Below are 24,828 nucleotides of genomic sequence, written 5' to 3'. Positions count from 1 at the left end.
TCCGTACGCCAGCCCCTCGTCCCGACCGGAGAAAGCCATGTCGTTCAACGAGTACGCCAGTGCCGTCCTCGGCCAGGACATCGAGGCCGGCGCGTTCGCCACCACCAGTTTCGTCGGTCTCGGCGGGGATTCGCTGCGTGCACTGAAGCTCGCCGCGATCGTGCAGGAGAAGCTCGGCCTGCGGATCCCCGTGGCCGCGCTGCTGAGCGGCACTCCGGTCGCCGACGTCTTCGCCGGCGCCGTCCCCACCGGGAAATCGGTCACCGGGGCGGAACCTCCCACCGAGTCCGTTTCCCGTGCCCAGCGCGGGATGTGGCTGATCGAGCGGGTCACCGGCGGGTCGCCGTACAACCTGGTCTTCACCTGTTTCGTGGAGACCGGGACGCTGGAGCCGGAGCTGTTCGAGCGCGCGGTCGCGCGGACCGTCGCCCGGCATCCCGGGCTGCGCACGGTCTACCGCGGGGACGACGGCGACGTCGTGCCCGAGGTGCTGGAGCAGTACACGCCGCCGATCGAGGTGCACACCTGGGAAGGGGAAGAGGGCGAGTTCGACGAGCGTGTCCGTTCCCTCGCGGCCCGGCACGGACGGCACCCGTTCGACCTCGCGAAGGCGCCGGCGTACCGGTTTCTGAGGGTCCAAGGGGGAACCGGCGGCCAGGCGATCGTGTTGGTGGCGCACCACATGGTGCTCGACGGCTGGTCGGTCGGCCTGCTGCTGAACGAACTGTTCGACCGCTACGCGACGCTGGCGGGCGGCGGGCCCGAGCACGCGGGGGAGCCCGGTGTCTCTCCCCGGGTTCTCCTGCGCCATCAGGAGGAAGCGCGCGCCACCGGGGAGTGGGACCGGCAGGCCGAGTTCTGGACGAAGCACCTCGACGGCGTGCCGTCGGTCCTGGAACTCCCGTCCGACCGGCAGCGTCCCCCGATCCAGGACGCCGCGGGCGCGCGGGCGCCGATCGACTTCGGCGTGCCCGCGAGCGCCGCGGTCGTCGAACGCGCCAAGGCACTGGGGATCACGCCGTTCGCCTTCCTGCTCGGCGCCTTCGGCCTGACGTTGAGCCGCTGGACCGGCACGCGGCACCTGCTGGTCGGGGTCCCGCTCACCGGCCGCGGGAGTACCGAACTCGAAGAACTCGTCGCCGTCGCCGGGAACCTGGTCCCGGTCCGGATCGACGTCGCCGAGGACGCCGCCGTGGCGACCTACCTGCGCTCGGTGCACCAGTCGCTGGGGCAGAGCATCGACGCGGGCGATCTTCCGTTCGAGGAGCTGGTCACCCGGCTCGGGATCGAACGCGCGCTGGGCTGCCATCCGCTGGTCCAGGTGTCCTTCGGGATGCACGATCAGCTCGTCCCGCAACGGATCGAGACCTCGGCCGCGCGCCTGCGGATCGAAGAGGGTCACGGCGGCGGCGCGCAGTTCGACCTCTCCCTGCTGATCGGCAGGGCCGAGCCGGCACTCGGCGGTCACCTGGAATACGCGTCCGCGGTCTTCGGCCGCGCCGACGCCGAAGGGTTCATCGCGGACTTCCTCGCCGCGGCGGATCAGCTGGCCGCGGCCGGTGACGTCGCGGTCGAGGAGATCCGTTGCCTGTCAACGGAACGGCGGGCCCTGCTCGACGGGATCAACCGGACCCGGGACGACTTCCCGGCCACGTCGATCGACGCGCTCTTCCGCGAAACGGTCCTCCGGGCCCCGGACGCGATCGCCGTCCGAGAGCACGAAGCTCAGCTGAGCTACGGCGAACTCGCCGCGGCCGCCTCCCGGCAGGCACGGCTGCTGCGCGAAGCCGGCGTCCGGCCCGGCGACCGCGTCCTCGTCGGACTGGACCGGTCGATCGCGGAAGCCGTCGCGGTGCTCGGCATCGTCTGGGCGGGCGCCGCGTACGTCGGCGTCGATCTCACCGCCCCCGCCGAACACTCCGACAAGATCGTGCGCTCCGCCGCGCCCGTCGCCGCGCTCGCACCCGAGGCCTCGGCGGAACGCCTGCGCGAACTCGGGATTCCCGTGGTGGCGGCCTGGGATCAGTCCTGGGACGTGCGAGAGGTCGTCGAACCGCCGGTGGATCCGGACACGACGCGGCTCGCCTATGTCGCCTTCACCTCCGGTTCGACCGGTCAGCCGAAGGGGGTCTGCGTTCCGCACCGCGCCATCGTCCGGCTGGTGCACGAGGCGGACTACGTGCGCCTCGGACCGGAGGAACGGGTGCTGCGGCTGTCCCCGCTCGCCTTCGACGCGTCCACTTTGGAGCTTTGGGGCGCGCTCCTGACCGGCGCCACGCTCGAGGTGTACCCGGCGGGCCTGCCGACACCCACCGAACTCGGCGAATTCCTGCTGGACAACGAAGTCACCGTCGCCTGGCTCACCGCCGGCCTGTTCCGGCTGGTCGAGGAGTTCGCGGGGGACGCGTTCGCCGGGCTGCGGCAACTGCTCACCGGCGGCGACGTCGTCCCGCACGAGCATGTCGCCAGGGTGCTGCGGCGCCACCCCGGCCTGGTCATCACCAACGGCTACGGGCCGACCGAGAACACCACGTTCACCACCACCTACTCGGTGACCGACGCGGACGACGTCGACGGTCCGCTGCCGATCGGGACCCCGTTGCCCGGAACCCGGGTGTACGTCCTGGACGCGCGGCACCGGATCGTGCCGCCGGGCGCGGTCGGTGAGCTGTACACCAGCGGTCTCGGCCTCGCCGACGGCTACCTCGACGACGAGGCGGAAACGGCCCGCGCGTTCGGCGAGTTCTCCCCGGACGTCCCGGAACGTCTTTACCGCACAGGTGATCTGGTGCGCGTCGACACGAAGGGCCGGATCCGGTACCTCGGCAGACGCGACGACCAGGTCAAACTGCGCGGTTACCGCGTCGAACTGTCGGCGATCAGCGACGCCCTCACGGCGGACCCGCGCGTGCAGGACGCCGTCGTCGCGGTGTCCGACGGCGACAGCGCGGAGAAGCGGTTGATGGCCGCCGTCGTCCCGGCGCCCGGCGCCGCCTTCGGGACAGCGGATCTGCGCGACGCCCTGTCCGGGCGGTTGCCGACGTACATGGTCCCGACGCTGTGGGCGCTGGTCGAGCGGATTCCCTTGACCGGCAACGGAAAGGTCGATCGCCGCGCACTGGCCGCGGTGGCGGTCGCCGCGACCGCCGCCCCGAAACCGCAGGCCGACCTCGGCCCGGCGCTCGCGATGTTCAGCGAGGCGATCGGCGATCCGGCGGACGAGATCACCGCGGAGACGGACTTCTTCACCGTCGGCGGGAATTCGATGGCGGCCATCCGGCTGGTGACGCTCGCGAAGGAACGCACCGGAGCGATCCTCAAGGTACGTGACTTCCTGCGCGACCCGACGCCGGAAGGCCTGGGCAAGCTTCTCGCGAGCGCGTCATGAACAGGCAGGAGCCCGTCGCCGTCGTCGGGATGGCGTGCCGGTACCCGGGCGCGCCGGACCTCGGCCGGTTCTGGTCGTTGCTGCGCGGGGGGACCGAAGGCATCAGCAGGCTGGACGCCGACGAGATCCTCGCGGCCGGTGGCGACCCCGAGCTGATGCGGCATCCCGGATTCGTCCCGGCGATGGGGTTGCTGACCGGCGCCCGCGGCTTCGACTGGACCTACTTCGGGTACAGCCGCGCCGAGGCGGCGAGCATCGATCCGCAGCAGCGCGTGTTCCTGGAATGCGTGGTGGCCGCCCTCGACGACGCCGCCGTCGACCCGACCCGCTTCCCCGGCTGGATCGGCGTGTACGGCGGTGCCGACCAGGTCACCGCCGAGCCGGACGGCGAGCTCGGCGAACTGGCCCGCTACATCGGGCTCGGTCCCGACTTCCTGGCGACGCGGGTGGCCTACAAACTCGGCCTCCGCGGCCCGGCGGTCACCGTGCAGACGGCGTGTTCGACGTCGCTGACGGCGGTGCACATGGCGGCGGCGAGCCTGCGCGGCGACGAATGCGACGTCGCGCTCGCCGGCGGGGTCGCGGTCATCGGCAACGGCGAACGCGGCTACCTCCACGAACCCGGCGGAATCCTTTCCCCGGACGGACATTGCCGCGCCTTCGACGAACAGGCCGGGGGCACCGTGCCCAGCGAGGGCGTCGGTGTGGTCGTGCTGAAGCGGTTGTCCGACGCGCGGCGTGACGGCGACCGCGTCCTCGCGGTGATCCGCGGTTCGGCGATCAACAACGACGGCGCGGAAAAGATGGGGTACACCGCTCCGTCGGTCGATGGACAGAGCGAACTCATCCGCTACGCGCAGCAGGTGGCCGGGGTCGACCCCCGCGACATCGGCTACGTGGAAGCGCACGGCACCGGCACCCGGATCGGCGATCCGATCGAGGTCCAGGCGCTCACCGACGTCTTCCAGGCGGACACCGACGCCACCGGCTGGTGCCGCCTCGGCGCGGTCAAGAGCAACATCGGGCACACCGGTTCCGCGGCGGGGGTGGCGGGTCTGATCAAGGCCGTGCTGATGCTGCGGCACCGGGAACTGGTGCCGTCGCTGCACTTCACCCGGCCGAATCCGTTGCTGGAACTGGAAACCACACCGTTCGTGGTGAGCACCCGCGCCGAACCGTGGACCGGGCGGGACGGCAGGCTGGCCGGGGTCAGTTCGTTCGGCGTCGGCGGCACCAACGCGCACGTCATCCTCGAAGAGGCACCCACCCGGACGGCGCCGCCCGCGCGCGGCGGACGTCGCGTGCTGACGCTGTCCGCGGCCGCGCCGGAAGCCCTCGGCCGGATGCGCGCGAACCTGGCCGAGCATCTGCGCACGACGCCGGACCTGAACCTGTCCGAAGTCACCGCGACGCTGACGTCCCGCCGGGTCTACCGGCACCGCCAGACCGTCGTCGCGGACGACACCGTCGAAGCCGCGACGCTGCTCGCGGCACCGGGGGCGTCCGTGCCGGGCACGCTGGACAAGGTCGCGTTCGTCTTTCCCGGACACGGCTTGCTGACCTATCCCGCGGGTGCGGCCGCGCATCGGTTGCTGCCCGGATTCCGGGACGCTTTCGACGAAATCCGGGACCTCGTCGGCGAACGGCACGGGCTCGATCTTTCGCCGATCGTCACCGAGGACGCCGATCCGGCCTGGTTCTCGCAGCTCGTGCCCCACCAGGTCGGATCGTTCGCGCTCGGTTACGCGCTCGGCAGGCAACTCCTGGAGCTCGGGATCCGGCCGGGCGCGATGCTGGGCAACAGCATCGGCGAGTACGCGCCCGCCGCGCTGGCCGGGCTCTGGACCCTGCCGGACGCGGTGGATCTGGTGCACCTGCGGGCTTCGGCCATGCTCGCCACCCGCCCCGGCCGGATGGCGGCCGTCGGCGCGGGCGCGGATGAGATCACGGATCGCCTGGCGGACAAGGGTTTCAGCGAACTTTCGCTGGCCGTTCGCGGCCCTGGTCGCGTCGTCGTCTCGGGTCCGGAAGCGGTGATGACGCGGCTGCTCGACGGCGACCTCCTGACCGGCCTCGACGTCCGGGTGCTCGACATCCCGCGCGCCTTCCACAGCACGCTGATGAATCCCGCCGCCGACGAACTCGCCGAAGCGGTGGCCGCCACACCGAACGCGGCGCCGCGATTCCGGCTGGTGTCCAACACTTCCGGCGATTGGGCGGAGCCGGAAGCGTTACGCGGCCCCGGCTACTGGGCGGGACAGCTCCGAAGTCCGGTCCTGCTGGAGGAGTGCGCGGGCACCCTCCTCGGATCCGAGTGCGACACCTTCCTCGAACTGGGCCCCGGCACGTCCATGCTCGCCACGCTCCGCCGTCACGCGGGCTGGAAGGCCGGGCACGGGACCGTTCCGCTGCTGGGCCGGGCCGAAGACGGCGATCGCGGTGTCCTGCGGGCGCTGGGGTCGCTCTGGGAACGCGGCGCGGACGCCGTCGTCGGCTTGCTGGAAGAGCCCGGCGAAGAGCCGGGCATCTGCTCGCTGCCGACGTATCCCTTCAGTGACGAGGAGCCGGACTTCACCGTCGTACCACCTTCGCTGAAGTCCACTGTGGATATACCGGAAAAGTCCACAGTGGAGCGACTGTGGTGTGCGGCGCTCGGTGTCCCGACGGTGGACGTCGCGGACGACTTCTACGCCTTCGGCGGTGAATCGCTGATGGCGGTCAACCTGATGTCGAAGATCCGCGAGCGGACCGGCGCTTCCGTGCCGGTCGCCGAGTTCGACCAGGAACCCACCTTCGGCCGGTTGGCGCGGCTTGTCGAGGAACGCGCAGCGGAACCGGGGCCGCGGCACGCGGTCGACGTCGTGACCTTCCACGAGGAAGGCCCTGGCAGGCCCTTGCTGCTCATCGCGGATTCCGCGGGCAGCGCGCTCAGCTACCGCGCGCTCGCCGAGGAACTGGCGGGATCGCGTCCCGTCCACGGGCTCGAAATCGTTTCCACCGGGGAAAAAGGCATCGACACGATCGCCGCTCACTACGTCGAGGCGGTGCTGCGGACGCGACCCGACGGTCCGTACGTCCTCGGTGGCTGGTCTTTCGGTGCCGTGCTGGCGCACGAGGTCGCGCGGCAGCTGACCCGTCGCGGTGCGGACGTGGACACGGTGATCGGTCTCGACGGTTTCGTGCAGGGACGTCGTGATCTGCCGATGGCCGTCGACCCGGACTTCCTGATGAGCCACGGGCGAACCCTCGTCGACGCGGCCTTCGGGTTCGGTGCGATCGGCCGTGAAGTGCGGCGCAATCCCGCGCTGCGCACGCAATTGCTGGACAAGGCACGCGCGCTGGTGCCTTACCGGCCTCCTTTCGTTCCCGCCAGGGCCTTGGTGTTCCGGGCGGGTTCGGACCGGCGAGGGGCCGCCCGGCTCCGCGCCCGTCTCGCCCCGCTGTACGGCGGCGGTGTCCAGGTGTTCACCACCCCCGGCGATCACTGGTCACTGCTCACGCAACCCCATGTGGGCGCACTCGCCCGCGAATTGAACGGTGCTCTCGCGGGCGCCGAGAGGATGGATCATGTCGGCTGAGTCCACGGCGACGAGTCAACCCACCGTCACGGCGGCGCCGGAACCCCCGGTCCGGGAGAAGCCGCTCTTCCGCAACCGTGATTTCCAGGCCATGTGGATCAGCCAGTTCTTCGCCGCCTTCGGCAAGGAAGCGGCGGAGATCGCGTACCCGCTGCTGATCCTCGCGACCACCGGCTCGGCGACCTACGCCGGCGCGGTCGGCGCGGTGCAGCTGGTGGTGGCCGGGATGATGTCGCTGCCCGGCGGCAGCCTGACCGACCGCTTCAACCGCAAGCTGATCATGATCGTCTGCGACCTCGCGCGGCTGGTGCTGCTGGCGTTGTTCGCCTTCCTGGTACTGAACGACGGCGTCAACATCTGGTTCACCTTCGCCATCGTGATCCTGTCCGCGACCTGTCTCGGCGTGTCCAACCCGGCCGGGATGGCGGCGATCAAACAGCTCGTGCCCGCCTCGCAGCTGACGCAGGCGACAGCGCAGAACCAGATCCGGTTCTTCGGCGCCACCGTCGCCGGCCCGCCCGCCGGTGGCGCGCTGTTCGCCCTCGCCAGGGCCCTGCCGTTCTTCGCCGCCGCGCTCTCGTTCCTGGCGTCCGCTGTGATCCTGCTGCTGGTCAAGAAGCCGACCCAGGCGCCCCGGACGGTCGAAACCAAGGCCGCGCCCAAGGGCAGCATGCTCGACGGCTTCAAGTTCATCCTGAAGCAACCGATCATCCTGACCCTGGTGCTGTGGGCGATGGGCTCGAACATGGCCTTCAACCACTCCGGGATGTTCCTCGCGCTGATCGCCACCGCGCAGGACCGGGGCGCGTCGGAAGCCATGATCGGCACGACGCTCGCCATCGCGGGCGGCGGCGGACTGACCGGCGCGCTGCTCGCGGGCATCGTGCTGAAGTACGTGCGGCCGCCGGTGATCATGGCCTACGCCATCTGGATCGGCCCGGTCGCGGCGGTCCTGCTGACCTTCGTGCCCGGCACACTGCCGCTCGGCGTCATCGTCGCCTGCATCTTCCTGCGCGCCGGTGTCGTCGGCGCGCTGATCTACGGCTACATCGCCGCGCTGGTGCCGGACAACCTGCAGGGCCGCGTCATCGGCGCGGTGATGTTCGTCGGCATGATCGCCCAGCCGATCGGCATCTTCGCCGTCGGCGCGATCTTCGACCTCGCCGGCCCGACCTGGGTCTTCGTCTTCATGGCCGTCGCCGGGACGCTGTTCGCGCTGCCGACCCTCAGCAAGCGGATCCGCACGCTGCCCGCCCCTGAAGAGCTCGCCAAGCAAACGACTTCGGAGGATGGAAAATGAGCCTGGAAACCCCTGAGCAGACGTCCGTCTCCCCGGAGCCGCTTCCCGCCGAGTTCTGCACCCATCCCGGTCCGGACCCGTACGCGGGCTACGCCGAGGTGCGGTCCGGCTGCCCGGTGCGGCCGATCGAGTACCCGCCGAACTCCGAGGCCTACGTCATCGCCGACTACGAAACGGTGAGCAAGGGCTTCGCCGACCGCCGGCTGTCGAAGAGCGTGGACCACGCGCCCGGCTGGTTCCGCGAGGCGCTCGAACAGAGCAGCCCGATCCTGATCAAGAACATGCTCACCGCGGACCCGCCGAAGCACACCCGCCTGCGCAAGCTGGTCGGCAACGCCTTCGTCCCGCGCCGGATGAACGAACTGCGGCCGCGGATCCAGGAGATCACCGACGACCTGATCGACGCGCTGCCCGACGAAGGCGTCGCCGATCTGTACAACGACTTCGCGTTGCAGTTGCCGATGCGGGTGATCTGCGAGTTCCTCGGCGTCCGCATCGAGGACTGGCCGCTGCTGCACGACTGGGGCATGGTGCTCAGCAACGCGCCGTACCTGGACGACGAAGGCAACCGCCGGCTCAAGCAGGTCAGCGACGACGTCGAGAAGTACCTGCTGGACCTGATGGCCGAGCGGCGCGCGGATCTGCGCGAGGACCTGGTCAGCGTCATCCTCAAGACCGCCGACGCCGACGAGGCGTACAGCGACGAGGAGATCGTCTCCACGCTGATCCTGCTGATCATCGCGGGCCACAAGACGACCGCGAACCTCGTCGGGAACGGCATGCAGGCACTGCTGCGGCATCCGGACCAGTTCGAGCTGCTCAAGAGCGAACCGGATCTCGTGGCGACGGCGATCGAGGAGTTCCTGCGGTTCGAGGGACCGGTTTACCGTGCGCCGCAACGGTTCGCGGCCGAGGACCTGGAGCTGTGCGGGCAGCGGATCGGCAAGGAGAGCGTCGTCCACCTGCTGATCAACTCGGCCAACCACGACCCGGAAGTGTTCGAGGAACCGGAAAAGCTGGACATCACCCGCAAACCGAACCGGCACCTTTCGTTCGGCGTCAACGTGCACTTCTGCCCCGGTGCGCCGCTTTCCCGGGTCGAAGGCGCCGTCGCGTTCACCACGCTACTGCGGCGGCTGCCCGGGTTGAGCCTGGCCGTGGCGCCGGAAGACCTGCCGTGGCGCTTCGACAACTCGGCCAGCCGCGGGCTTGAAAAGCTGCCGATCCGATACGACCGAAAGCTTCCGCGATGACTCGGCTGGTATGCCTGCCGTTCGGTGGGAGCGGCGCCGCCTTCTTCCACCCGTGGTCCGCCTTCGCCGACGACCTCGAAATCGTGCCGATGCGGTTGCCCGGCCGGGAACGGCTGATCGACGTCGAGCCATACCGCTCGGTGCACGAGGCCGTAGACGCCTTCGTGGACGACCTGGGTGATCCGGGGGACGTGGTGCTGTTCGGGCACAGCGTCGGCGCCGTGCTGGCCTACGAACTCGCGCACCGGCTGCCGTCCGTGCGCCACGTGTTCGTCAGCGGGTCGCCCGGCCCGAGCTCGGTACGACCGCACGAGATCCGCGCGTCCGTGCGTGAGGACGACGACGCTTTCCTCGCCCAGGTGCAGGTTTTGTCCGGACACGTCGATCAGGCGCTGTACCACCCGGATCTGCGCGAACTGCTCCTTCCGGCGTTGCGCGCGGACGTGACGATGCACGAGAACTATGTCCCCAGCACCACCGAACCCCTCTCCGTGCCGATCACGGCGCTGCGCGGCACGGGCGACGAACTGGTTGCGGCGGAAGACATCCGCGAGTGGGCGGCGTTCACCACCGCCGGATTCGACGCGGTCGAGATCCCCGGCGCGCACATGTACGTGGTCGATTCCGGGGAAGCCATGATGAATCTGATCCAGAACGCGATCCGTTCCGATAGCGTTGTGTGAGCACCTGATCGCTCGCCAACCGTGACCGCAGGAAGTGATGGGACCCATGAAATTTCGCACGATCGGCCTGAACCCGGATTCGCGGCGCGAAGTGAGCGCGCTGGCGCTGGGTGCGATGCCGTTCGGCACCGGCGTCGACGAGGAGACGTCGTTCGCGATCCTCGACCGGTTCGTCGAGGCGGGCGGATCGTTCGTCGACACCGCGAACAACTACGCCTTCTGGCACAACGGGACTCAGGGCGGCGAGAGCGAAGCACTGCTCGGCCGGTGGCGTGCCGACCGCGGCATCGGCGGTGAGGTCACCATCGCCACCAAGATGGGCGCGCGGGCGAAAGCGCCGGGCATGAGCTTCGCCGACACCGGCAAGTTCGAGAACATCGAAGGCCTTTCCCCGAAGGCGATCAAGGAAGCCGTCGACCGCAGCCGGGAGAACCTCGGCGTCGACAAACTCGACCTGCTGTACGCGCACGTCGAGGACCGGTCGGTTCCGCTCGAAGAGACCGTCGAGGGTTTCGCGCAGGTCGTCGCCGACGGTTCGGTGGGTCTGGTGGGCGTGTGCAACCACTTCGCGTGGAAGGTGGAGCGCAGCCGTGCCCACGCCGCCGCGAAGGGACTGCCGGGATACGACGTGCTCCAGTACCAGCACACCTACCTGCGTCCCCGCACCGACCGCCCCGCCCGGCGTTCGCCGGAAGGCGCCAACGGGTTCGTCTCCGGTGAGCTGCTCACGTACCTGAACGAGAACCCGGGTCTCTGGCTCGTCGCCTACTCGCCGCTGCTCGCGGGCGCGTACGTCCGCGAGGACAAGCCGCTGGAGTTCGACTACGACCACCCCGGCACCCCGAACCGGCTCGCCGCGCTGCGCGAGGTCGCGAAGGAGATCGACGCGACCCTGAACCAGGTCGTGCTCGCGTGGATGATCGGCGGCGACACCCCGGTCATCCCGCTCGTCGGCGCCTCTTCGGTGGCCCAGCTGAACGAAAGCCTCGAAGCCGTCGACATCACGCTGACCGAGGAGCAACGGGCGAAGCTGGACGCCGCCTCCTGACCCACCGGAGAAGCAAGGGACCTTTGCTATCGCTAGTTAGCGTCACTAACGAGCGACAGCAAAGGTCCCTTGCTCTCTTTCGCTGGGGTTGTCCCCAATGTGGCATTGGGGACACTCAGCGTCTCCAATGCCACATTGGGGACACCGGGGCCCCAGCGGGCGCGCCGCAGCCGCCCCGCGATAGCAAAGGTCCCTTGCTTCCTTCCCACATAAATCGCCTCGGGAAGCCGCGACCGGATGTAAGGATCCTTCCCAACGGAAGGAGCCACCCATGGCTGGAAACGTCCCCCCGATCGCCGACGAGCGCGAAGGTCTCCTGGCCTACCTGGAGCAGCAGCGCCACGTCCTGCGCATCGCCGCACACGGACTGACCGAAGAACAGGCCAGAGCGGTCCCGACAAAAAGCTCACTGAGCGTCGGCGGCCTGATCAAGCACACCGCGTTCACGGAAGACGGCTGGATCGACATCCTGCTGCAGAAGCCTTCGAAGCCCATGGAAGAGGCGATGAAGGACTACGAAGCCGGCTACGTGATGGCTGACGGCGAGACGCTCGACGACGTCCTCGCGCGCTACGACGAGGTCGCCCGCCGCACTTCGGAGGTCATCGCGGGCATCGCCGACCTGGGCCAGCCGGTCCCGGTGCCGAAGGGCGTGCCCTGGTATCCGCAGGACGTCGAGGCCTGGTCGGTCCGCTGGGTGCTGTTCCACCTCATCGAGGAGACCGCGCGGCACGCCGGGCACGCCGACATCATCCGCGAGCACGTCGACGGCGCGACCGCCATCCCGTTGATGGCCGCCGCGGAAGGCTGGCCGGAGACGCCCTGGCTCAAGCCGTGGTCTCCCGCCGAGACTGCTGAGACAGCCGAGACTGTCTAGAACAACGTGGGTTCGTCCGCCAACGCGCCTTCGATGACCAGCATCCGGCGCTTGGTGGCGACTCCGCCGCGCGCGGAGAACCCGCCGTCCTTGCCTCCCGCGGCGAGCACGCGGTGGCACGGCACGATGATCGGGAACGGGTTCCGGCCCATCGCCTGCCCCACGGCCTGCGCCCCACCGGGCATGCCGAGGATGTTCGCGATGTCGCCGTAGGTCAGCGTCTTGCCCGCCGGGATCGTGCGGATGAACTCGTACACCCGGTGATGGAAGTCCGGTACTCCTTCGTAGTCGAGGCCGACCTCGGTGAGGTCCGTGCGCTTGCCGTCCATCAACGAGACGATCCCGTCGATGGCGCGCTGCACTTCGCCGGTCGGTGTGGCTTCGGTCGCTTCGGGAAGGCGCGCGGTCAGTCGCGCCCTCGTCTTCTCTTCACTGCCCTCCGGCAGCTGGACCGCGATGACCCCGCGTTCGTTCCACGCGATGCCGCAATCGCCGATCGCGGTGCCGAACACGGCGTAGCCCTGTGCCGTCATGAGGTCCAGGGTACGAGCCGGGACCGACAGTTTCGGCCGCGCCGCTTTTCGGGGGAGACTTCCATACCGCGGTGCCGCCCGGGCCGCGGCTGCGATAGGACTATGGGCATGAGCGACCTCGTGCTTGATCACCTCGTCTACGCCGGGCCGGACCTCGAAGAGGCCGTCGCGCGCGTCGCCGAGCTGACCGGCGTCACGCCTGTACGCGGCGGAAGGCACGTCGGCTTCGGTACGGCCAACTATCTGGCCGACCTGGGAGCCGGTGCCTATCTCGAGGTGGTCGGCCCCGACCCGGAGCAACCCGAGCACGCCGGGCCCCGTCCGTTCGGCGTCGACGAGCTGACCGAGCCCGCGCTGATCACCTGGGCCGCGCGGGTGCAGGGCATCGACGACGCGATCGCCGAAGCCCGCGAACGTGGTTACGACCCGGGCGAAGCGTCCGAGATGTCGCGGACCACCGACGACGGTGAACTGCTGGCCTGGCGCCTCACCGGGGCCGGCGGCCTCGACGGGCTCGCGCCCTTCCTCATCGACTGGGGGAGCACCCCGCATCCGACGACGCGGGGACTCCCGTCGATCCCGCTGCTCCTGGTCACCGGTGTCCACCCCGATCCGCCCGCGGTCGAAGCCGCGGTGCGAGCACTCGGGATGGACATGCTCGTCCGGCGCGACACCAAGCCCGGCCTGGTGGCCGTGCTGACGAACTCAGCGGGGAAGCAGGTCACGCTGAGCTGAGCGGGTCACGACCGTGCCCTCGCGCCAGCCGTTGGTCATCGGCAGCCGCCGGTCCCGTCCGAACGCCTTGAACGTGATCTTGGTGCCCGGCGGGTACTGGCGGCGCTTGTACTCGGCCTTGTCGACCATGCGCACCACGCGATCGATGGTCCCGGGCTCGAAGCCCGCGTCCACCAGGTCGACGTAGCCGCGGTCGCCCTCGATGTAGTCGTCGAGGATGTCGTCGAGCATCAGGTAGTCGGGCAGCGAGTCGCTGTCCAGCTGACCCGGCCGCAGCTCGGCGGACGGCGGCTTGGTGATCGAATTCTCCGGGATCGGCGGGGTTTCGCCGTTCTTCTCGGCTTCCTTGTTGCGCCACTTGGCCAGGTGCCAGACGTGCGTCTTGAAGAGGTCCTTGATCGGCGCGAAGGCCCCGACGGCGTCGCCGTAGATCGTCGAGTAGCCGACGGCGAGCTCGGTCTTGTTGCCGGTGGCGAGCACCAGGTGACCGTCCTGATTGGACAGTGCCATCAGCAGCATGCCGCGGACACGGGCCTGGATGTTCTCCTCGGCGAGACCGGTCAGCCGAAGCTGTTCGACGTAGACCTTGACCATGTCCGCGATCGGCTCGACGCGATAGTGCGCGCCGATACGGCGGGCGAGGTCTTCGGCGTCGCCCTTCGAATGCTCCGAGGAGTACTCGGAAGGCATCGAGACGCCGTAGACGTTGTCGCCGCCGAGCGCGTCGGCGGCCAGCGCCGCGACGACCGCCGAGTCGATGCCGCCGGAGAAGCCGAACGTCACCGACGAGAAGCCGTTCTTGTGCACGTAGTCGCGCAGGCCGACGACGAGCGCGTGCCACACCTCGGCTTCGTCCGAAAGCGGCTCGCTGATCGCCGAGTCGGTGCTCGGCTCGTAGGCCGGGACCGGATCCTCACTGAGAACGCGGCGCTTGACCCGCAGACCCTCGAACTCGCCCTCGGCGGTGTGCCCACCCGCGACGAGGTCCGTGTCGACGACGAGCAGGTGCTCGACGAACTGCGGCGCGCGTGCCAGCAGCCGGCCGTCCGCGCCGACGACGATCGAGTCGCCGTCGAAGACGAGGTCGTCCTGACCGCCGATCTGGTTCGTGTACACCAGCGGCGCCCCGGCCTCGGCCGCGCGGCGGGCGATGAGCGGGAGGCGGATGTCGTCCTTCGCGCGCTCGTACGGCGAAGCGTTGGGCGCGACCACGAGGTCCACCCCGGCCTTGCCCAGCGCGGAGATCGGGCCGCCGTCCTGCCAGACGTCCTCGCAGATCACCATGCCGACGTCGACGCCGTGGAAGCGGACGACCTCGAGGTCCTGGCCAGGCTTGAACCAGCGGTGCTCGTCGAAGACGCCGTAATTGGGCAGGTGGTGCTTGAACTGACGGGCGACCACTTCGCCGCGGTACAGCGCGGCGGCCGCGTCGCGCGCGCCGGTCTCGTCCAAGTCGAGATAGCCGATGTAGGTGAGGATCTCGCCGCAACCGGCGTCGTCGAGCCGCTGGGCGAGCGCTTCGACCATCTGCTTCGAAGCGGAGGCGAAGGTCGGGCGGAGGGAGAGGTCCTCGACGGGGTATCCGGTGAGGGACATCTCCGGGAACACCACGATGTGGGCGCCTGCTTCGGCGGCCTTGCGGGTCCACTCGACGGTGAGCTCGGCGTTGCCTTCGAGGTCCCCGACGGTGGTGTTGACCTGGGCCAGTGCGATGCGCAGTTGCGGCATGCCGACATTCTCACCCACCGGCGTCCGCTGGGACGAGTGGATGTGTGGAATCGCCCACCTGGGTCCGGTCCGCGGTGGCGCGACCGGCGGGGGAGCAAGGGACCTTTGCTATCGCCGTGCGCCTGACCTGGGGTTTCACCCGAAAAGAGAGCGGGGGACCTTGCTGTCGCTCTCCAAAAGAGAGTGACAGCAAAGGTCCCCCGCTTCCCGCTCAGGACCGGCGCGCTACTTGCGCTTGATCATGCTCCGCACCTTCTTGATGGTCTGCTCGAAGTCGGAGTCGAACGGATTGTCGTGCACCAGGTACGTCCACGTCGTGTTCGCCCGCCGCACCCCCGCGTCGCCGAGGTCGATCCCGTCATCGGTGATCTCGGCCTCCTCGAGCGTCTTCGCCGCCCGGTCGTCCGCCTCCCCGATGATCTTGTGGAACTCGGGGATCGCCGCGCGGTGGAACTCGTCGATCGGCGTCTCCCGCGCCAGCGCCCGCAAGTGGATGCTCTCCCGCACATCGGTCAGGAACGCCAGGTGGTCCGACCACAGCTGGTCGATGTGGAACAGCAGCACCTCGCGGCTCAGCTGCTCGACCTTCGCCTCGTCGTCGACCTTCTCCGAAAGCTCCTTGAACTTATCCGGGTGCGCCTTCTCCAGCACCTCCGCCGCGTGCGCGGTCCGAAGCACCTTGCCCCGGTGTTCGAGCAGTTCACCGCGCTGCCGCTCGATCAGCCGCGTGTAGCGCCAGGTGTTCCGGTGGATCTCCAGGTCGACACCCTCGGCGACGCGCTGCGCGTGGTTGATCTGCCGCAGCGCCGCCGGGTCGGTGACCTCGCCGCTGCCGACGTCGGAACTGATGCCCTCGGGCACGTCCGGCGCGTTGGACAGGACGAGTTCGTCGTTCAGGCTCGCGAAGAACACCGCGCTGCCCGGGTCGCCCTGCCGTCCGGACCGGCCGCGCAGCTGGCCGTCCAGCCTGCTCGACGGGTAGCGGGCGGTGCCGATCACGTGCAGGCCGCCCAGCTCGACGACCTCGTCGCGGCCGTCGCCGTCCTTGCCGCCCAGCCGGATGTCGGTACCGCGCCCGGCCATCTGCGTCGAAACGGTGACCGCGCTCTTCTTGCCGGCGTCGGCGATGATCGCGGCTTCCTCGGCGTCGTTGCGCGCGTTGAGCACGACGCATTCGAGGTCGACCTTCGCCAGCTTCTCGGCCAGCTCCTCGGATTCGGCGACGTCCTGGGTGCCGACGAGGATCGGCCGCCCGGTTTCGTGCACCCGCCGGATCTCCTCCTCGATCGCGCGCAGCTTCTGCGACGGCGACCCGAAGATCCGGTCCTCCTGGTCTTCGCGGATGTTCGGCGTGTTCGGCGGGATGACCGCGACCTCGAGCTTGTAGAACTCGCGCAGCTGCTCCGCGACCGCGACCGCGGTACCGGTCATCCCCGCGACCTCGGGGTAGCGCGCGAGCAGCGCCTGCACGGTGATCGAGTCGAGGATCTCGCCCCGGTCGGTCGCCTTGACCTGCTCCTTCGCCTCGACGGCGGCCTGGAGGCCGTCCGGCCAGCGCTGCAATTCGGCGACGCGGCCGCGCGCGGCGTTGATCAGCTGCACCTTGCCGTCACGCACAAGGTAGTCGACGTCGCGGGTGAGCAGCGCGTGCGCGTGCAGCGCCACGTTCACCGCGGGCAGCCGGTCCGAACCGGTCTCGTCGTAGAGGTTGATGTCGTCGCCGAGGGCCTTCTCGACCACCGACGCGCCCGCCTTGGTCAGCCAGGCGTTGCGGCCGTCGGCGTCCGTCTCGTAGTGCAGCCCGAGCCGCAGCCGCCGGACGATGTTCGCGACCTCTTCGTCGGCGTCGGTGTGGTCGATCGACCCCGCCATCACCAGCGGCACGCGGGCCTCGTCGACCAGCACGGAGTCCGCCTCGTCCACGATCGCCACCTCGGGCTCGCGCTGGACCAGGTCTTCTTCGCGGGTGACCAGGCGGTCACGCAGCACGTCGAAGCCGATCTCGCTGACGGCGCCGTAGGTGACTTCCTTCGCGTAGGCGTCGCGGCGCTCGTCGCGGGAGTGAGCGGGCTCGATCCAGCCGACGGAGACGCCGAGCAGGTCGTAGATCGGGCCCATCCACTCCGCGTCACGGCGGGCGAGGTAGTCGTTCACCGTGACGACGTGGACGTGCTTGCCGCGCAGGGCGTACCCGGCCCCGGCCAGCGCACCGGCCAGCGTCTTGCCCTCACCGGTCTCCATCTGCACGATGTGCCCGCTGAGCAGGCCCATCGTGCCCAGGAGCTGGACGTCGAAGGCACGCTCGCCGAGGGCGCGCCGGGCGGCCTCACGGCCGAGCGCGCAGACCTCGATGAGCTGCTCGTTGCCGAAGGACGCCGCGTTCCGAAGCTTGCCGGCCCGCTCTGTCAGCTCCTCGTCGGAGAGCTTCTCCAACTCGGGCTCGAGCTTCTCGATGGCCGGCAGCAGCGCTTCGTAGCGGGTCAGCTCGACGCTGCCCGGCCGCTGGATGATCCGGCGCAGCTTCTTGCCCACCCGGCTGATCAGTGCTGCCACCCCTGTGCTCCCGTCTGTTCTTCTGCCGTCCGCACCCGTATCACCAACGCAGTGGTGGTGCGGCCGAGTTCCGCGGCCGATGGCACGATCCAACCGTGTCCACTCATGTCAGCGCCAGGTCCCGTGCCCGTCGATTCGCCGCGATCACGTTGTCCGGTGTGCTCGCGGTCACCGTCGCCGCGTGCTCGTCGGGAGAGGGTAGAACCCAGCCGCCGCCTCCGGCCACCGAGTCGCACGCTCCGTCCGGACCGGTGCCCGCAGGACTCGAGAAGTTCTACGGACAGAGTCTGACCTGGGCCGACTGTGCACCCTACGCGACATCCGATGACGCAAAAGCGGCGTTTCGAGTGAAGGACGCACAGTGCGCCCGGCTGACCGTCCCGCTCGACTACGCGAAGCCCGAAGGCGACTCGATCACGCTCGGCCTCCTGCGCCGGAAGGCGCTGAAAACCGACGAAAGGATTGGGGCGCTCGTGGTCAACCCCGGGGGTCCCGGCGCCTCCGGCATGACGGCAGCGGCCGGTCTCGCCTCCCGGACGGCGACGAATGAGCTGGGCAAACGCTTCGACATGGTCGGTTTCGACCCGCGCGGCATCGGTGCGAGCGAGCCGCAGATCCGCTGTCTGACCGACGCCGAACGCGACGCGGACCGGGCGGACGACAGCGAGACGGACGGCTCACCCGAGGGAGTGAAAAAGCAGGAGGCCGAGTCCCAGGACTTCGCGGCCAAATGCGCCGAGCGGACCCAGCACGGCCCCGCGATGCTCGCGAACGTCGGTACCCGTGACGTCGTCAAGGACATCGACATCCTGCGCTCGGTCCTCGGCGAACCGAAACTGAACTACCTCGGCTACTCCTACGGGACGCGGATCGGATCCGCCTACGCGGAGGCCTTCCCGACGAACGTTCGCGCGCTGGTCCTCGACGGGGCCGTCGACCCGGAGCAGGACTCGGTGGAGTCGCTGGTCGGGCAGGGGCAGGGCTTCGGCAAGGCGTTCGGGGAGTTCTCGAACTGGTGCGCCGCGCGGGAGGACTGCGCTCTGGGGCGCGACGCCGCCGGCGTGACGAAGGCGTTCCAGGACCTGGTGCGGCCGCTGATCGACTTCCCGGTCCCGGTCAGCGACGGCCGGAAACTGTCGTACGAGGACGCGACGACAGGCGTGATTCAGGCTCTCTACCAGGAAGATCTCTGGGAACCGCTGAACACGGCGCTCAACGATCTGAAGCGTCAGCGCGGCGACGGCCTGGAGAAGCTGGCCGACCTCTACAACGAACGCGGTGCCGACGGCCGCTACGGGACGACGCAGGACGCGTTCGTCGCGATCCGCTGCGTCGACGACCCGCGGGTCACCGATCCGGCGAAGCTCCTCGACGCGCAGAAGCGGTACGCGGAGGCGGCGCCCTTCCTCGACGACGGCAAGCCGGACGGTGCCGCCCGCGATTCCTGCGCCTTCTGGCCGGTGCCGAACACCTCGGAGCCGCACCTGCCCAACGTCGAAGGCCTGCCGAAGACGCTGGTCATCTCGACGACGAACGACCCGGCAACCCCCTACCAAGCGGGCGTCAACCTCGCGAAAGCGATCAAGGGAGCTTTGCTGACGTTCGAGGGCAACCAGCACACGGTCTTCCTCCAGGGCGTCTCGTGCGTCGACCGGATCGGCATCGACTACCTGGTGAGTGGCGCCCTGCCGGACGAGGGCACCCGCTGCACCGCCAAGTGACGACGCGATAGCAAAGGTCCCTTGCTCCCCGCCGACACCGGCCGGGGGACCAAGGGACCTTTGCTATCGCCACACCCTCTGACCAGGCATTACCCGCTCAGGGGAGCAAGGGACCTTTGCTATCGCTCGCCCCCGACGACCACCGCGTTATGCCTGGTCAACGCCAACTCCAGCATCACCGCGAAGTCCTGCGGGCTCGTCGGCGGTACCTGCAGCCACACGCGCACCAGCCGCCGCGGCTCGTCCTTCGAAATCCACAGCTTCACGAACACGTCCGACTTGATCTCCGGCACGATCCCGCCGATCACCGCGGCCGGCACCTTCGCACCGATCCGGACCGAGTCGGTGTCCTGCACCCGCTCCCACCGCTCGCCGCGCAGCTCGGTCGCCCCGATCAGCAGCCGCCGCAGCCCACCGCCCGCCCCGAGCATCGCCTGCGGCGTGTAGGCCGCCGAAGCCGGGATCAGCCGCTTCCCGTCGGGCCCGCTGAGCGTGATCTCGGAGCCGGACAACCGGTACTCGACCTTCATCCGTCCGGTGTCGTCCTGCAGGTCGGCCTTACCGACCGCGCCACCCTCGAGACTGACCTCGCCGTCGAGCCCGCGCACAGGCAGCCCGGAGACGACGCCGTTCACCCCGAGCGTGAACCGCACGCTGCGCAACGAGACGAGGGAGTCGGCCGCCGCGCTCACGAGTTCCTGGGCTGGGGGCAACGGGGGAGTCCCCGCACAGCCGCCGATGAGCCCGATCGTGAGCAGCAGCGCCGGCACGAGGTGACGGCAGCGCATGGCCAGAGCCTATGACCTTGGCCCGAATCTTTCGCACAGTGTCCTTCCGGCCGCTTCCGTCGAGGGCCGACGGCGATGACGCTGTACTCGTGCACCCTGAGACCCGACTCCACCGCGCGTGGTTCGTCGCCGCCGCCGCGTTCATCGCCCTGCTCGCCGCCGCCGGTTTCCGCGCGGCCCCCGGCGTGCTCATCGACCCTCTCCACAACGAGTTCGGCTGGTCCCGCGCGACGATCGCGTCGGCCGTTTCCGTGAACCTCGTGCTCTACGGCCTCTTCTCGCCCTTCGCGGCAGCTCTCATGGAGCGCTTCGGCATGCGACGCGTCGCTTCGACGGCGTTGTTTGTCGTCGCGCTCGGCGCGGGCGGCACGGTGTTCATGAACGCGAGCTGGCAGCTCATCCTCTGCTGGGGAGTCCTGGTCGGCGTCGGCACCGGCTCGATGGCGATGAGTTTCGCCGCGACGGTCGCCGCCCGCTGGTTCGTCCGCAGCCGCGGCGTCGTCACCGGCGTCCTCACCGCGGCGGGCGCCACCGGCCAGCTGATCTTCCTCCCGATCGTCGCGAACCTCGCCATCGACGAGGGCTGGCGGACGGCGTCGCTCGTCATCGCCATCGCCGCGCTGGCCGTCGTCCCCGTCGTCCTCCTGGTGGTCCGCGATCACCCGTCCGACGTCGGGACGACCGCCTACGGTGCCGAACCCGGCGAAGCCGCTCCCGTCACCCGCGCGGGTGGTTCCGCCCGCCGCGCGCTCTCCGTCCTCGGCTCGGCAGCGCGCACGAAGACGTTCTGGCTGCTCGCCGCCGGCTTCGCGATCTGCGGTGCGACGACGAACGGCCTGGTCAGCACCCACTTCGTTCCCGCCGCGCACGACCACGGCATGCCGCAGACCACCGCCGCCGGCCTGCTCGCCCTCGTCGGGATCTTCGACGTCGTAGGCACGATCGCCTCCGGCTGGCTCACCGACCGCGTGGACCCGCGCATCCTGCTCGGCGTCTACTACGCCCTTCGCGGCGTTTCGCTCGCCCTGTTGCCACAACTCCTGAGCGGATCGGTGGAGCCGAGCATGTGGGCGTTCATCGTCTTCTACGGCCTCGACTGGGTGGCGACGGTTCCGCCGACGGTCGCGCTCTGCGTCCGCCAGTACGGCAGCGCCGGGCCGATCGTCTTCGGCTGGGTCTTCGCCAGTCACCAGCTCGGCGCCGGTCTCGCGGCCTTCGGCGCCGGCGCGATCCGAGACTCTTCCGGCAGCTACGCGCTCGCTTGGTACATCGCCGCGGGCCTCGCGGTGCTGGCTTCGGTCGCTTCGTTGTCGATCACCAAGGCCGCGAAGCCCGAACCGGTGCTGGTGGGTCCGGCCACCACTTCCGCTTGATCGGCGCGTCGCGAAACATGTCGTTAACACCTTCTCGTTAGGGTGCGGCCATGGATCGCCAGCAGGAGTTCGTGCTCCGTACCTTGGAAGAGCGCGACATCCGTTTCGTCAGGCTCTGGTTCACGGATGTGCTGGGGTTTCTCAAGTCCGTCGCGGTGGCGCCCGCCGAACTCGAGGGCGCCTTCAGCGAGGGGATCGGCTTCGACGGATCGGCCATCGAAGGGTTCGCGCGCGTCTACGAATCCGACATGGTCGCGAAGCCCGACCCGGCCACGTTCCAGGTCCTGCCCTGGGAGACCCCGGACGGCGGCCCGTACTCGGCGCGCATGTTCTGCGACATCGCCATGCCGGACGGCTCCCCGTCCTGGGCGGACCCCCGGCACGTCCTGCGCAGGCAGCTCTCGAAGGCGGCCGAAGCGGGCTTCACCTGCTACGTCCATCCTGAGATCGAGTTCTTCCTGCTGGCCAGCCTGCCGGACGACGGCAGCGAGCCCGAACCCGCGGACAACGGCGGGTACTTCGACCAGGCCAGCCACGCGACAGCGACGCACTTCCGCCGCCACGCCATCGAGACGCTCGAGGCGATGGGGATCTCGGTCGAGTTCAGCCACCACGAGGGCGCGCCCGGCCAGCAGGAGATCGACCTCCGGTACGCCGACGCGCTGACCATGGCCGACAACGTGATGACGTTCCGCTACGTCGTCAAGGAGGTCGCGCTCACCCAGGGCGTCCGCGCGACTTTCATGCCGAAGCCGTTCACCAACCAGCCGGGTTCGGGCATGCACACCCACGTGAGCCTGTTCGAGGGTGATCGCAACGCCTTCTACGACGCGGAAGACCCGTACGAGTTGTCCGCGACGGGCAAGGCCTTCGTGGCTGGACTGCTGCACCACGCGAAGGAGATCTCGGCGGTCACCAACCAGTGGGTGAACTCCTACAAGCGGCTGATCAGCGGCAGCGAGGCCCCGACAACCGTTTCCTGGGGCCGGGCCAACCGCTCCGCGCTGGTCCGGGTGCCGATGTACTCGCCGGGCAAGGCGTCGTCACGCCGCGTGGAGATCCGCACGCTCGACTCCGCCTGCAACCCCTACCTGGCGTACTCGGTCATCCTGGCCGCCGGGCTCAAGGGCATCGAGAAGGGCTACGAGCTGCCGCCTCCGGCCGAGGACAACATCTGGCAGCTCTCGGACGCCGAACGCCGTGCGGCCGGATACGCCCAGCTCCCGCAGAACCTCGGCGAGGCGCTGGCCGAAATGGAGAAATCGGAACTTCTTCCCGAAGCGCTCGGAGAGCACGTTTACGACTTCTTCCTTCGCAACAAACGTGTTGAATGGGATAACTACCGCAGCGCGGTGACCCCGTACGAGCTGCGGACCCTACTTCCGGTTCTCTAGACGAAGGAGACCTGATGGTGCGGCGGCCGGTGTTCGGAGTTCTGACGACGTTGGTCGCCGCGACCATCGCGGCGAGTGCCGCTCCAGCGGCGTCAGCGGGCGGAAAACCTCTCGATCTCGACGCCGCCGACATCCCCGCGCTCCAGGCCCGGATGTCCTCCGGACGACTGACCGCGGTCGGTCTGACCTCGGCTTATCTCGATCGCATCCACAAGGTCGACCGAACGGTGAACTCGGTCATCGCGGTCAATCCGGCCGCGATCGCGCAAGCCGCGGAGAGCGACTCCCGGCGTCGCGCCGGCAAGACGCGGGGTCCGCTGGACGGCATCCCGATCCTGGTGAAGGACAACGTCGACACCCGGTCGCAGCAGACGACGGCGGGATCCCGGGCACTCCGCAGCAAGCCCGCGAAGGACGCGACCTTGATCCGCCGTCTGCGTGACGCGGGCGCGGTGGTCCTCGGCAAGGCGAACCTGTCCGAGTGGGCGAACTTCCGCGCCGCCAAACCCACTTCCGGGTGGTCGGGCGTCGGTGGACAGACGAACAACCCGTACGTGCTCGACCGGAACCCTTGTGGGTCTTCCGCCGGATCCGCCGCGGGTGTCGCCGCGTCGCTCGCCCAGGTCGCGATCGGCAGCGAGACCGACGGCTCGATCGTCTGCCCGGCCGGTATGACCTCGACCGTGGGGCACAAACCGAGCCTCGGCCTGGTCAGCCGCACCGGCGTGGTGCCGATCTCGGCCGAACAGGACACCACCGGACCGATGGCCAGGCACGTCGTCGACGTCGCGCTCACCCTGTCCGCGCTCCAGGGCCGCGACCCGAGCGACCCGGCCACCGGCACGTACCCGCCGAACCAGCCGACCGACTACGCTGCGCACCTGCGTCCCGGCGTGCTGAAGGGCTCCCGGATCGGGCTCTGGCGGCTGCCGGTACTCGGCCCGGACGTCGACGCTGTGATGACGAAGACCAAGAACTCGCTGGTCAAGGCTGGCGCGGAGGTCATCGAGGTGACGCCGCCGTACCAGGCCAGGCTCGGTGAACTGGAGTTCCCGGCGCTGCTCACCGAGTTCCACCGGGACATCGATCGCTACCTGGCCACGCGCCCGGAAGGCCCGCGCGACCTCGCCGCGCTGATCGCCTACAACCGGTCCGACCCGCTGGAGCAGACCTGCTTCGCCGGGCAGGAACTCTTCGAACAGGCGCTCGCCGCGCCCGGCCCGTCCGACCCCGGCTACCTGGCCGGCCGTCGCGAGCTGACCGATCTGGCGAAACGCTCGATCGACGAGACCCTCGCCAAGTACCGCCTCGACGCGATCGCCGCGCCCACCAACCCGCCCGCCTGGAAGACCGACTGCAAGACCGGCGACAACGACGTGATCCCGTCGTCGACGCCGGCCGCGGTCTCGGGGTACCCGGCCGTGACCGTGCCCGCCGGTTTCGTCGGCGAGCTCCCGGTGGGGGTTTCGTTCATGGCGGGGCTGTGGACGGACGCCCGGGTGCTCGCCTACGCGGCCGACTTCGAACGCGTCGTCCCGGCCCGCAAACCGCCTCGCTACCTGAAGACCGTCGGCTGACGGGGGTTTACACCGGCTGACCTGCGGCAATGTCGTTAAGTGACCCCCCTGTTTTCGGGGGGTTCCGGGGCATGTAATCTTCTCTTCGTCGCCAGGAACACCGGGCCGCCGGGGCCGAAAGCCCCGAGGCAAGGAACCAGGGCCGAGCGGGTTGACACCGCGAACCGGACCAGGTAACGTTCAGCGTCGGCCCACGAGCGGCCGCCGACCCCCTACGACTTACGAAGTAGGATTCGGCATGCTCGACCAAAAGCTTGTGAATATCGCTTGAAACAAAGTGTGTTGCTTGAGAACTCAAC

At 69.3% G+C, this 24,828-nt stretch carries 16 protein-coding genes; 12 read left to right on the top strand and 4 right to left on the bottom strand.

Annotated features, from left to right (window positions below):
* Positions 1 to 37: 37 nt before the first annotated feature.
* From B0293_RS39945 to B0293_RS39915, 7 genes are all read left to right on the top strand, one after another.
* Entirely contained in the window at positions 38 to 3,388 is a 3,351-nt protein-coding gene (locus B0293_RS39945) for a non-ribosomal peptide synthetase (RefSeq protein WP_005167983.1), read from the top strand.
* Positions 3,385 to 6,966, top strand: coding sequence for a type I polyketide synthase (locus B0293_RS39940; RefSeq protein ID WP_005167984.1), 3,582 nt, complete (start codon positions 3,385 to 3,387; stop codon positions 6,964 to 6,966). The genes B0293_RS39945 and B0293_RS39940 overlap by 4 nt, the downstream gene beginning before the upstream one ends.
* Positions 6,956 to 8,266, top strand: coding sequence for an MFS transporter (locus tag B0293_RS39935; RefSeq protein ID WP_005167985.1), 1,311 nt, complete (start codon positions 6,956 to 6,958; stop codon positions 8,264 to 8,266). Before B0293_RS39940 ends, B0293_RS39935 begins: the two co-directional genes overlap by 11 nt.
* Positions 8,263 to 9,519, top strand: a complete 1,257-nt coding sequence (locus tag B0293_RS39930; RefSeq protein WP_005167986.1) for a cytochrome P450 family protein — start codon at positions 8,263 to 8,265, stop codon at positions 9,517 to 9,519. The genes B0293_RS39935 and B0293_RS39930 overlap by 4 nt, the downstream gene beginning before the upstream one ends.
* A complete protein-coding gene (locus tag B0293_RS39925; protein WP_005167987.1) occupies positions 9,516 to 10,202 on the top strand; it encodes a thioesterase II family protein in 687 nt (228 codons plus the stop codon). The genes B0293_RS39930 and B0293_RS39925 overlap by 4 nt, the downstream gene beginning before the upstream one ends.
* 46 nt (positions 10,203 to 10,248) lie before the next feature.
* Positions 10,249 to 11,250: an aldo/keto reductase gene (locus B0293_RS39920; protein ID WP_005167988.1), complete on the top strand. Its 1,002-nt coding sequence runs from the start codon at positions 10,249 to 10,251 to the stop codon at positions 11,248 to 11,250.
* A 271-nt stretch (positions 11,251 to 11,521) separates the two neighbouring features.
* On the top strand, positions 11,522 to 12,127 hold the full coding sequence (locus B0293_RS39915; protein WP_005167989.1) for a DinB family protein: 606 nt from the start codon (positions 11,522 to 11,524) through the stop codon (positions 12,125 to 12,127).
* Here the strand turns inward: B0293_RS39915 and B0293_RS39910 are convergent.
* On the bottom strand, positions 12,124 to 12,660 hold the full coding sequence (locus tag B0293_RS39910; RefSeq protein WP_005167990.1) for a methylated-DNA--[protein]-cysteine S-methyltransferase: 537 nt from the start codon (positions 12,658 to 12,660) through the stop codon (positions 12,124 to 12,126). The two genes, B0293_RS39915 and B0293_RS39910, sit on opposite strands and share 4 nt — an antisense overlap.
* Before the next feature lie 108 nt (positions 12,661 to 12,768).
* On the opposite strand from B0293_RS39910, the gene B0293_RS39905 reads away from it, so the two are divergent.
* Positions 12,769 to 13,395, top strand: coding sequence for a VOC family protein (locus tag B0293_RS39905; RefSeq protein WP_005167991.1), 627 nt, complete (start codon positions 12,769 to 12,771; stop codon positions 13,393 to 13,395).
* On the opposite strand, the gene B0293_RS39900 is transcribed toward B0293_RS39905, so the two are convergent.
* Entirely contained in the window at positions 13,366 to 15,123 is a 1,758-nt protein-coding gene (locus B0293_RS39900) for an NAD+ synthase (protein WP_005167992.1), read from the bottom strand. The genes B0293_RS39905 and B0293_RS39900 overlap by 30 nt on opposite strands.
* 225 nt (positions 15,124 to 15,348) lie before the next feature.
* Positions 15,349 to 17,676, bottom strand: coding sequence for an accessory Sec system translocase SecA2 (secA2, locus tag B0293_RS39895; protein ID WP_005167996.1), 2,328 nt, complete (start codon positions 17,674 to 17,676; stop codon positions 15,349 to 15,351).
* 149 nt (positions 17,677 to 17,825) lie between these two features.
* On the opposite strand from secA2, the gene B0293_RS39890 reads away from it, so the two are divergent.
* A complete protein-coding gene (locus B0293_RS39890) occupies positions 17,826 to 19,397 on the top strand; it encodes an alpha/beta hydrolase (RefSeq protein WP_209437376.1) in 1,572 nt (523 codons plus the stop codon).
* A gap of 119 nt (positions 19,398 to 19,516) precedes the next feature.
* Here the strand turns inward: B0293_RS39890 and B0293_RS39885 are convergent, their stop codons facing one another.
* A complete protein-coding gene (locus tag B0293_RS39885) occupies positions 19,517 to 20,185 on the bottom strand; it encodes an LppX_LprAFG lipoprotein (protein WP_039919991.1) in 669 nt (222 codons plus the stop codon).
* 89 nt (positions 20,186 to 20,274) lie between these two features.
* Between B0293_RS39885 and B0293_RS39880 the strand changes: the two genes are divergently transcribed.
* The 3 genes from B0293_RS39880 to B0293_RS39870 are packed head-to-tail and all read left to right on the top strand — an operon-like array spanning position 20,275 to position 24,529.
* Positions 20,275 to 21,558, top strand: a complete 1,284-nt coding sequence (locus tag B0293_RS39880) for an MFS transporter (RefSeq protein WP_005168005.1) — start codon at positions 20,275 to 20,277, stop codon at positions 21,556 to 21,558.
* 50 nt (positions 21,559 to 21,608) lie between these two features.
* On the top strand, positions 21,609 to 22,952 hold the full coding sequence (gene glnA / locus B0293_RS39875; protein ID WP_005168007.1) for a type I glutamate--ammonia ligase: 1,344 nt from the start codon (positions 21,609 to 21,611) through the stop codon (positions 22,950 to 22,952).
* A gap of 14 nt (positions 22,953 to 22,966) precedes the next feature.
* Positions 22,967 to 24,529, top strand: coding sequence for an amidase (locus B0293_RS39870; protein WP_005168008.1), 1,563 nt, complete (start codon positions 22,967 to 22,969; stop codon positions 24,527 to 24,529).
* The last annotated feature ends 299 nt before the right edge of the window (positions 24,530 to 24,828 follow it).

The sequence above is a fragment of the Amycolatopsis azurea DSM 43854 genome (assembly GCF_001995215.1).
Taxonomy (GTDB): Bacteria; Actinomycetota; Actinomycetes; order Mycobacteriales; family Pseudonocardiaceae; genus Amycolatopsis; species Amycolatopsis azurea.
Note: the sequence above shows the minus strand (reverse complement) of the source record. Positions and strands in the feature narration are given on the sequence as shown.

Excerpts from the sequence above, each read along its gene's own strand:
- B0293_RS39930 (WP_005167986.1), top strand. The coding sequence starts at position 8,263 with ATGAGCCTGGAAACCCCTGAGCAGACGTCCGTCTCCCCGGAGCCGCTT.
- B0293_RS39940 (WP_005167984.1), top strand. The coding sequence starts at position 3,385 with ATGAACAGGCAGGAGCCCGTCGCCGTCGTCGGGATGGCGTGCCGGTAC.
- B0293_RS39885 (WP_039919991.1), bottom strand. The coding sequence starts at position 20,185 with ATGCGCTGCCGTCACCTCGTGCCGGCGCTGCTGCTCACGATCGGGCTC.
- glnA (WP_005168007.1), top strand. The coding sequence starts at position 21,609 with ATGGATCGCCAGCAGGAGTTCGTGCTCCGTACCTTGGAAGAGCGCGAC.
- B0293_RS39935 (WP_005167985.1), top strand. The coding sequence starts at position 6,956 with ATGTCGGCTGAGTCCACGGCGACGAGTCAACCCACCGTCACGGCGGCG.
- B0293_RS39905 (WP_005167991.1), top strand. The coding sequence starts at position 12,769 with ATGAGCGACCTCGTGCTTGATCACCTCGTCTACGCCGGGCCGGACCTC.
- B0293_RS39915 (WP_005167989.1), top strand. The coding sequence starts at position 11,522 with ATGGCTGGAAACGTCCCCCCGATCGCCGACGAGCGCGAAGGTCTCCTG.
- B0293_RS39910 (WP_005167990.1), bottom strand. The coding sequence starts at position 12,660 with ATGACGGCACAGGGCTACGCCGTGTTCGGCACCGCGATCGGCGATTGC.
- B0293_RS39920 (WP_005167988.1), top strand. The coding sequence starts at position 10,249 with ATGAAATTTCGCACGATCGGCCTGAACCCGGATTCGCGGCGCGAAGTG.
- B0293_RS39925 (WP_005167987.1), top strand. The coding sequence starts at position 9,516 with ATGACTCGGCTGGTATGCCTGCCGTTCGGTGGGAGCGGCGCCGCCTTC.
- B0293_RS39870 (WP_005168008.1), top strand. The coding sequence starts at position 22,967 with ATGGTGCGGCGGCCGGTGTTCGGAGTTCTGACGACGTTGGTCGCCGCG.
- B0293_RS39900 (WP_005167992.1), bottom strand. The coding sequence starts at position 15,123 with ATGCCGCAACTGCGCATCGCACTGGCCCAGGTCAACACCACCGTCGGG.
- B0293_RS39945 (WP_005167983.1), top strand. The coding sequence starts at position 38 with ATGTCGTTCAACGAGTACGCCAGTGCCGTCCTCGGCCAGGACATCGAG.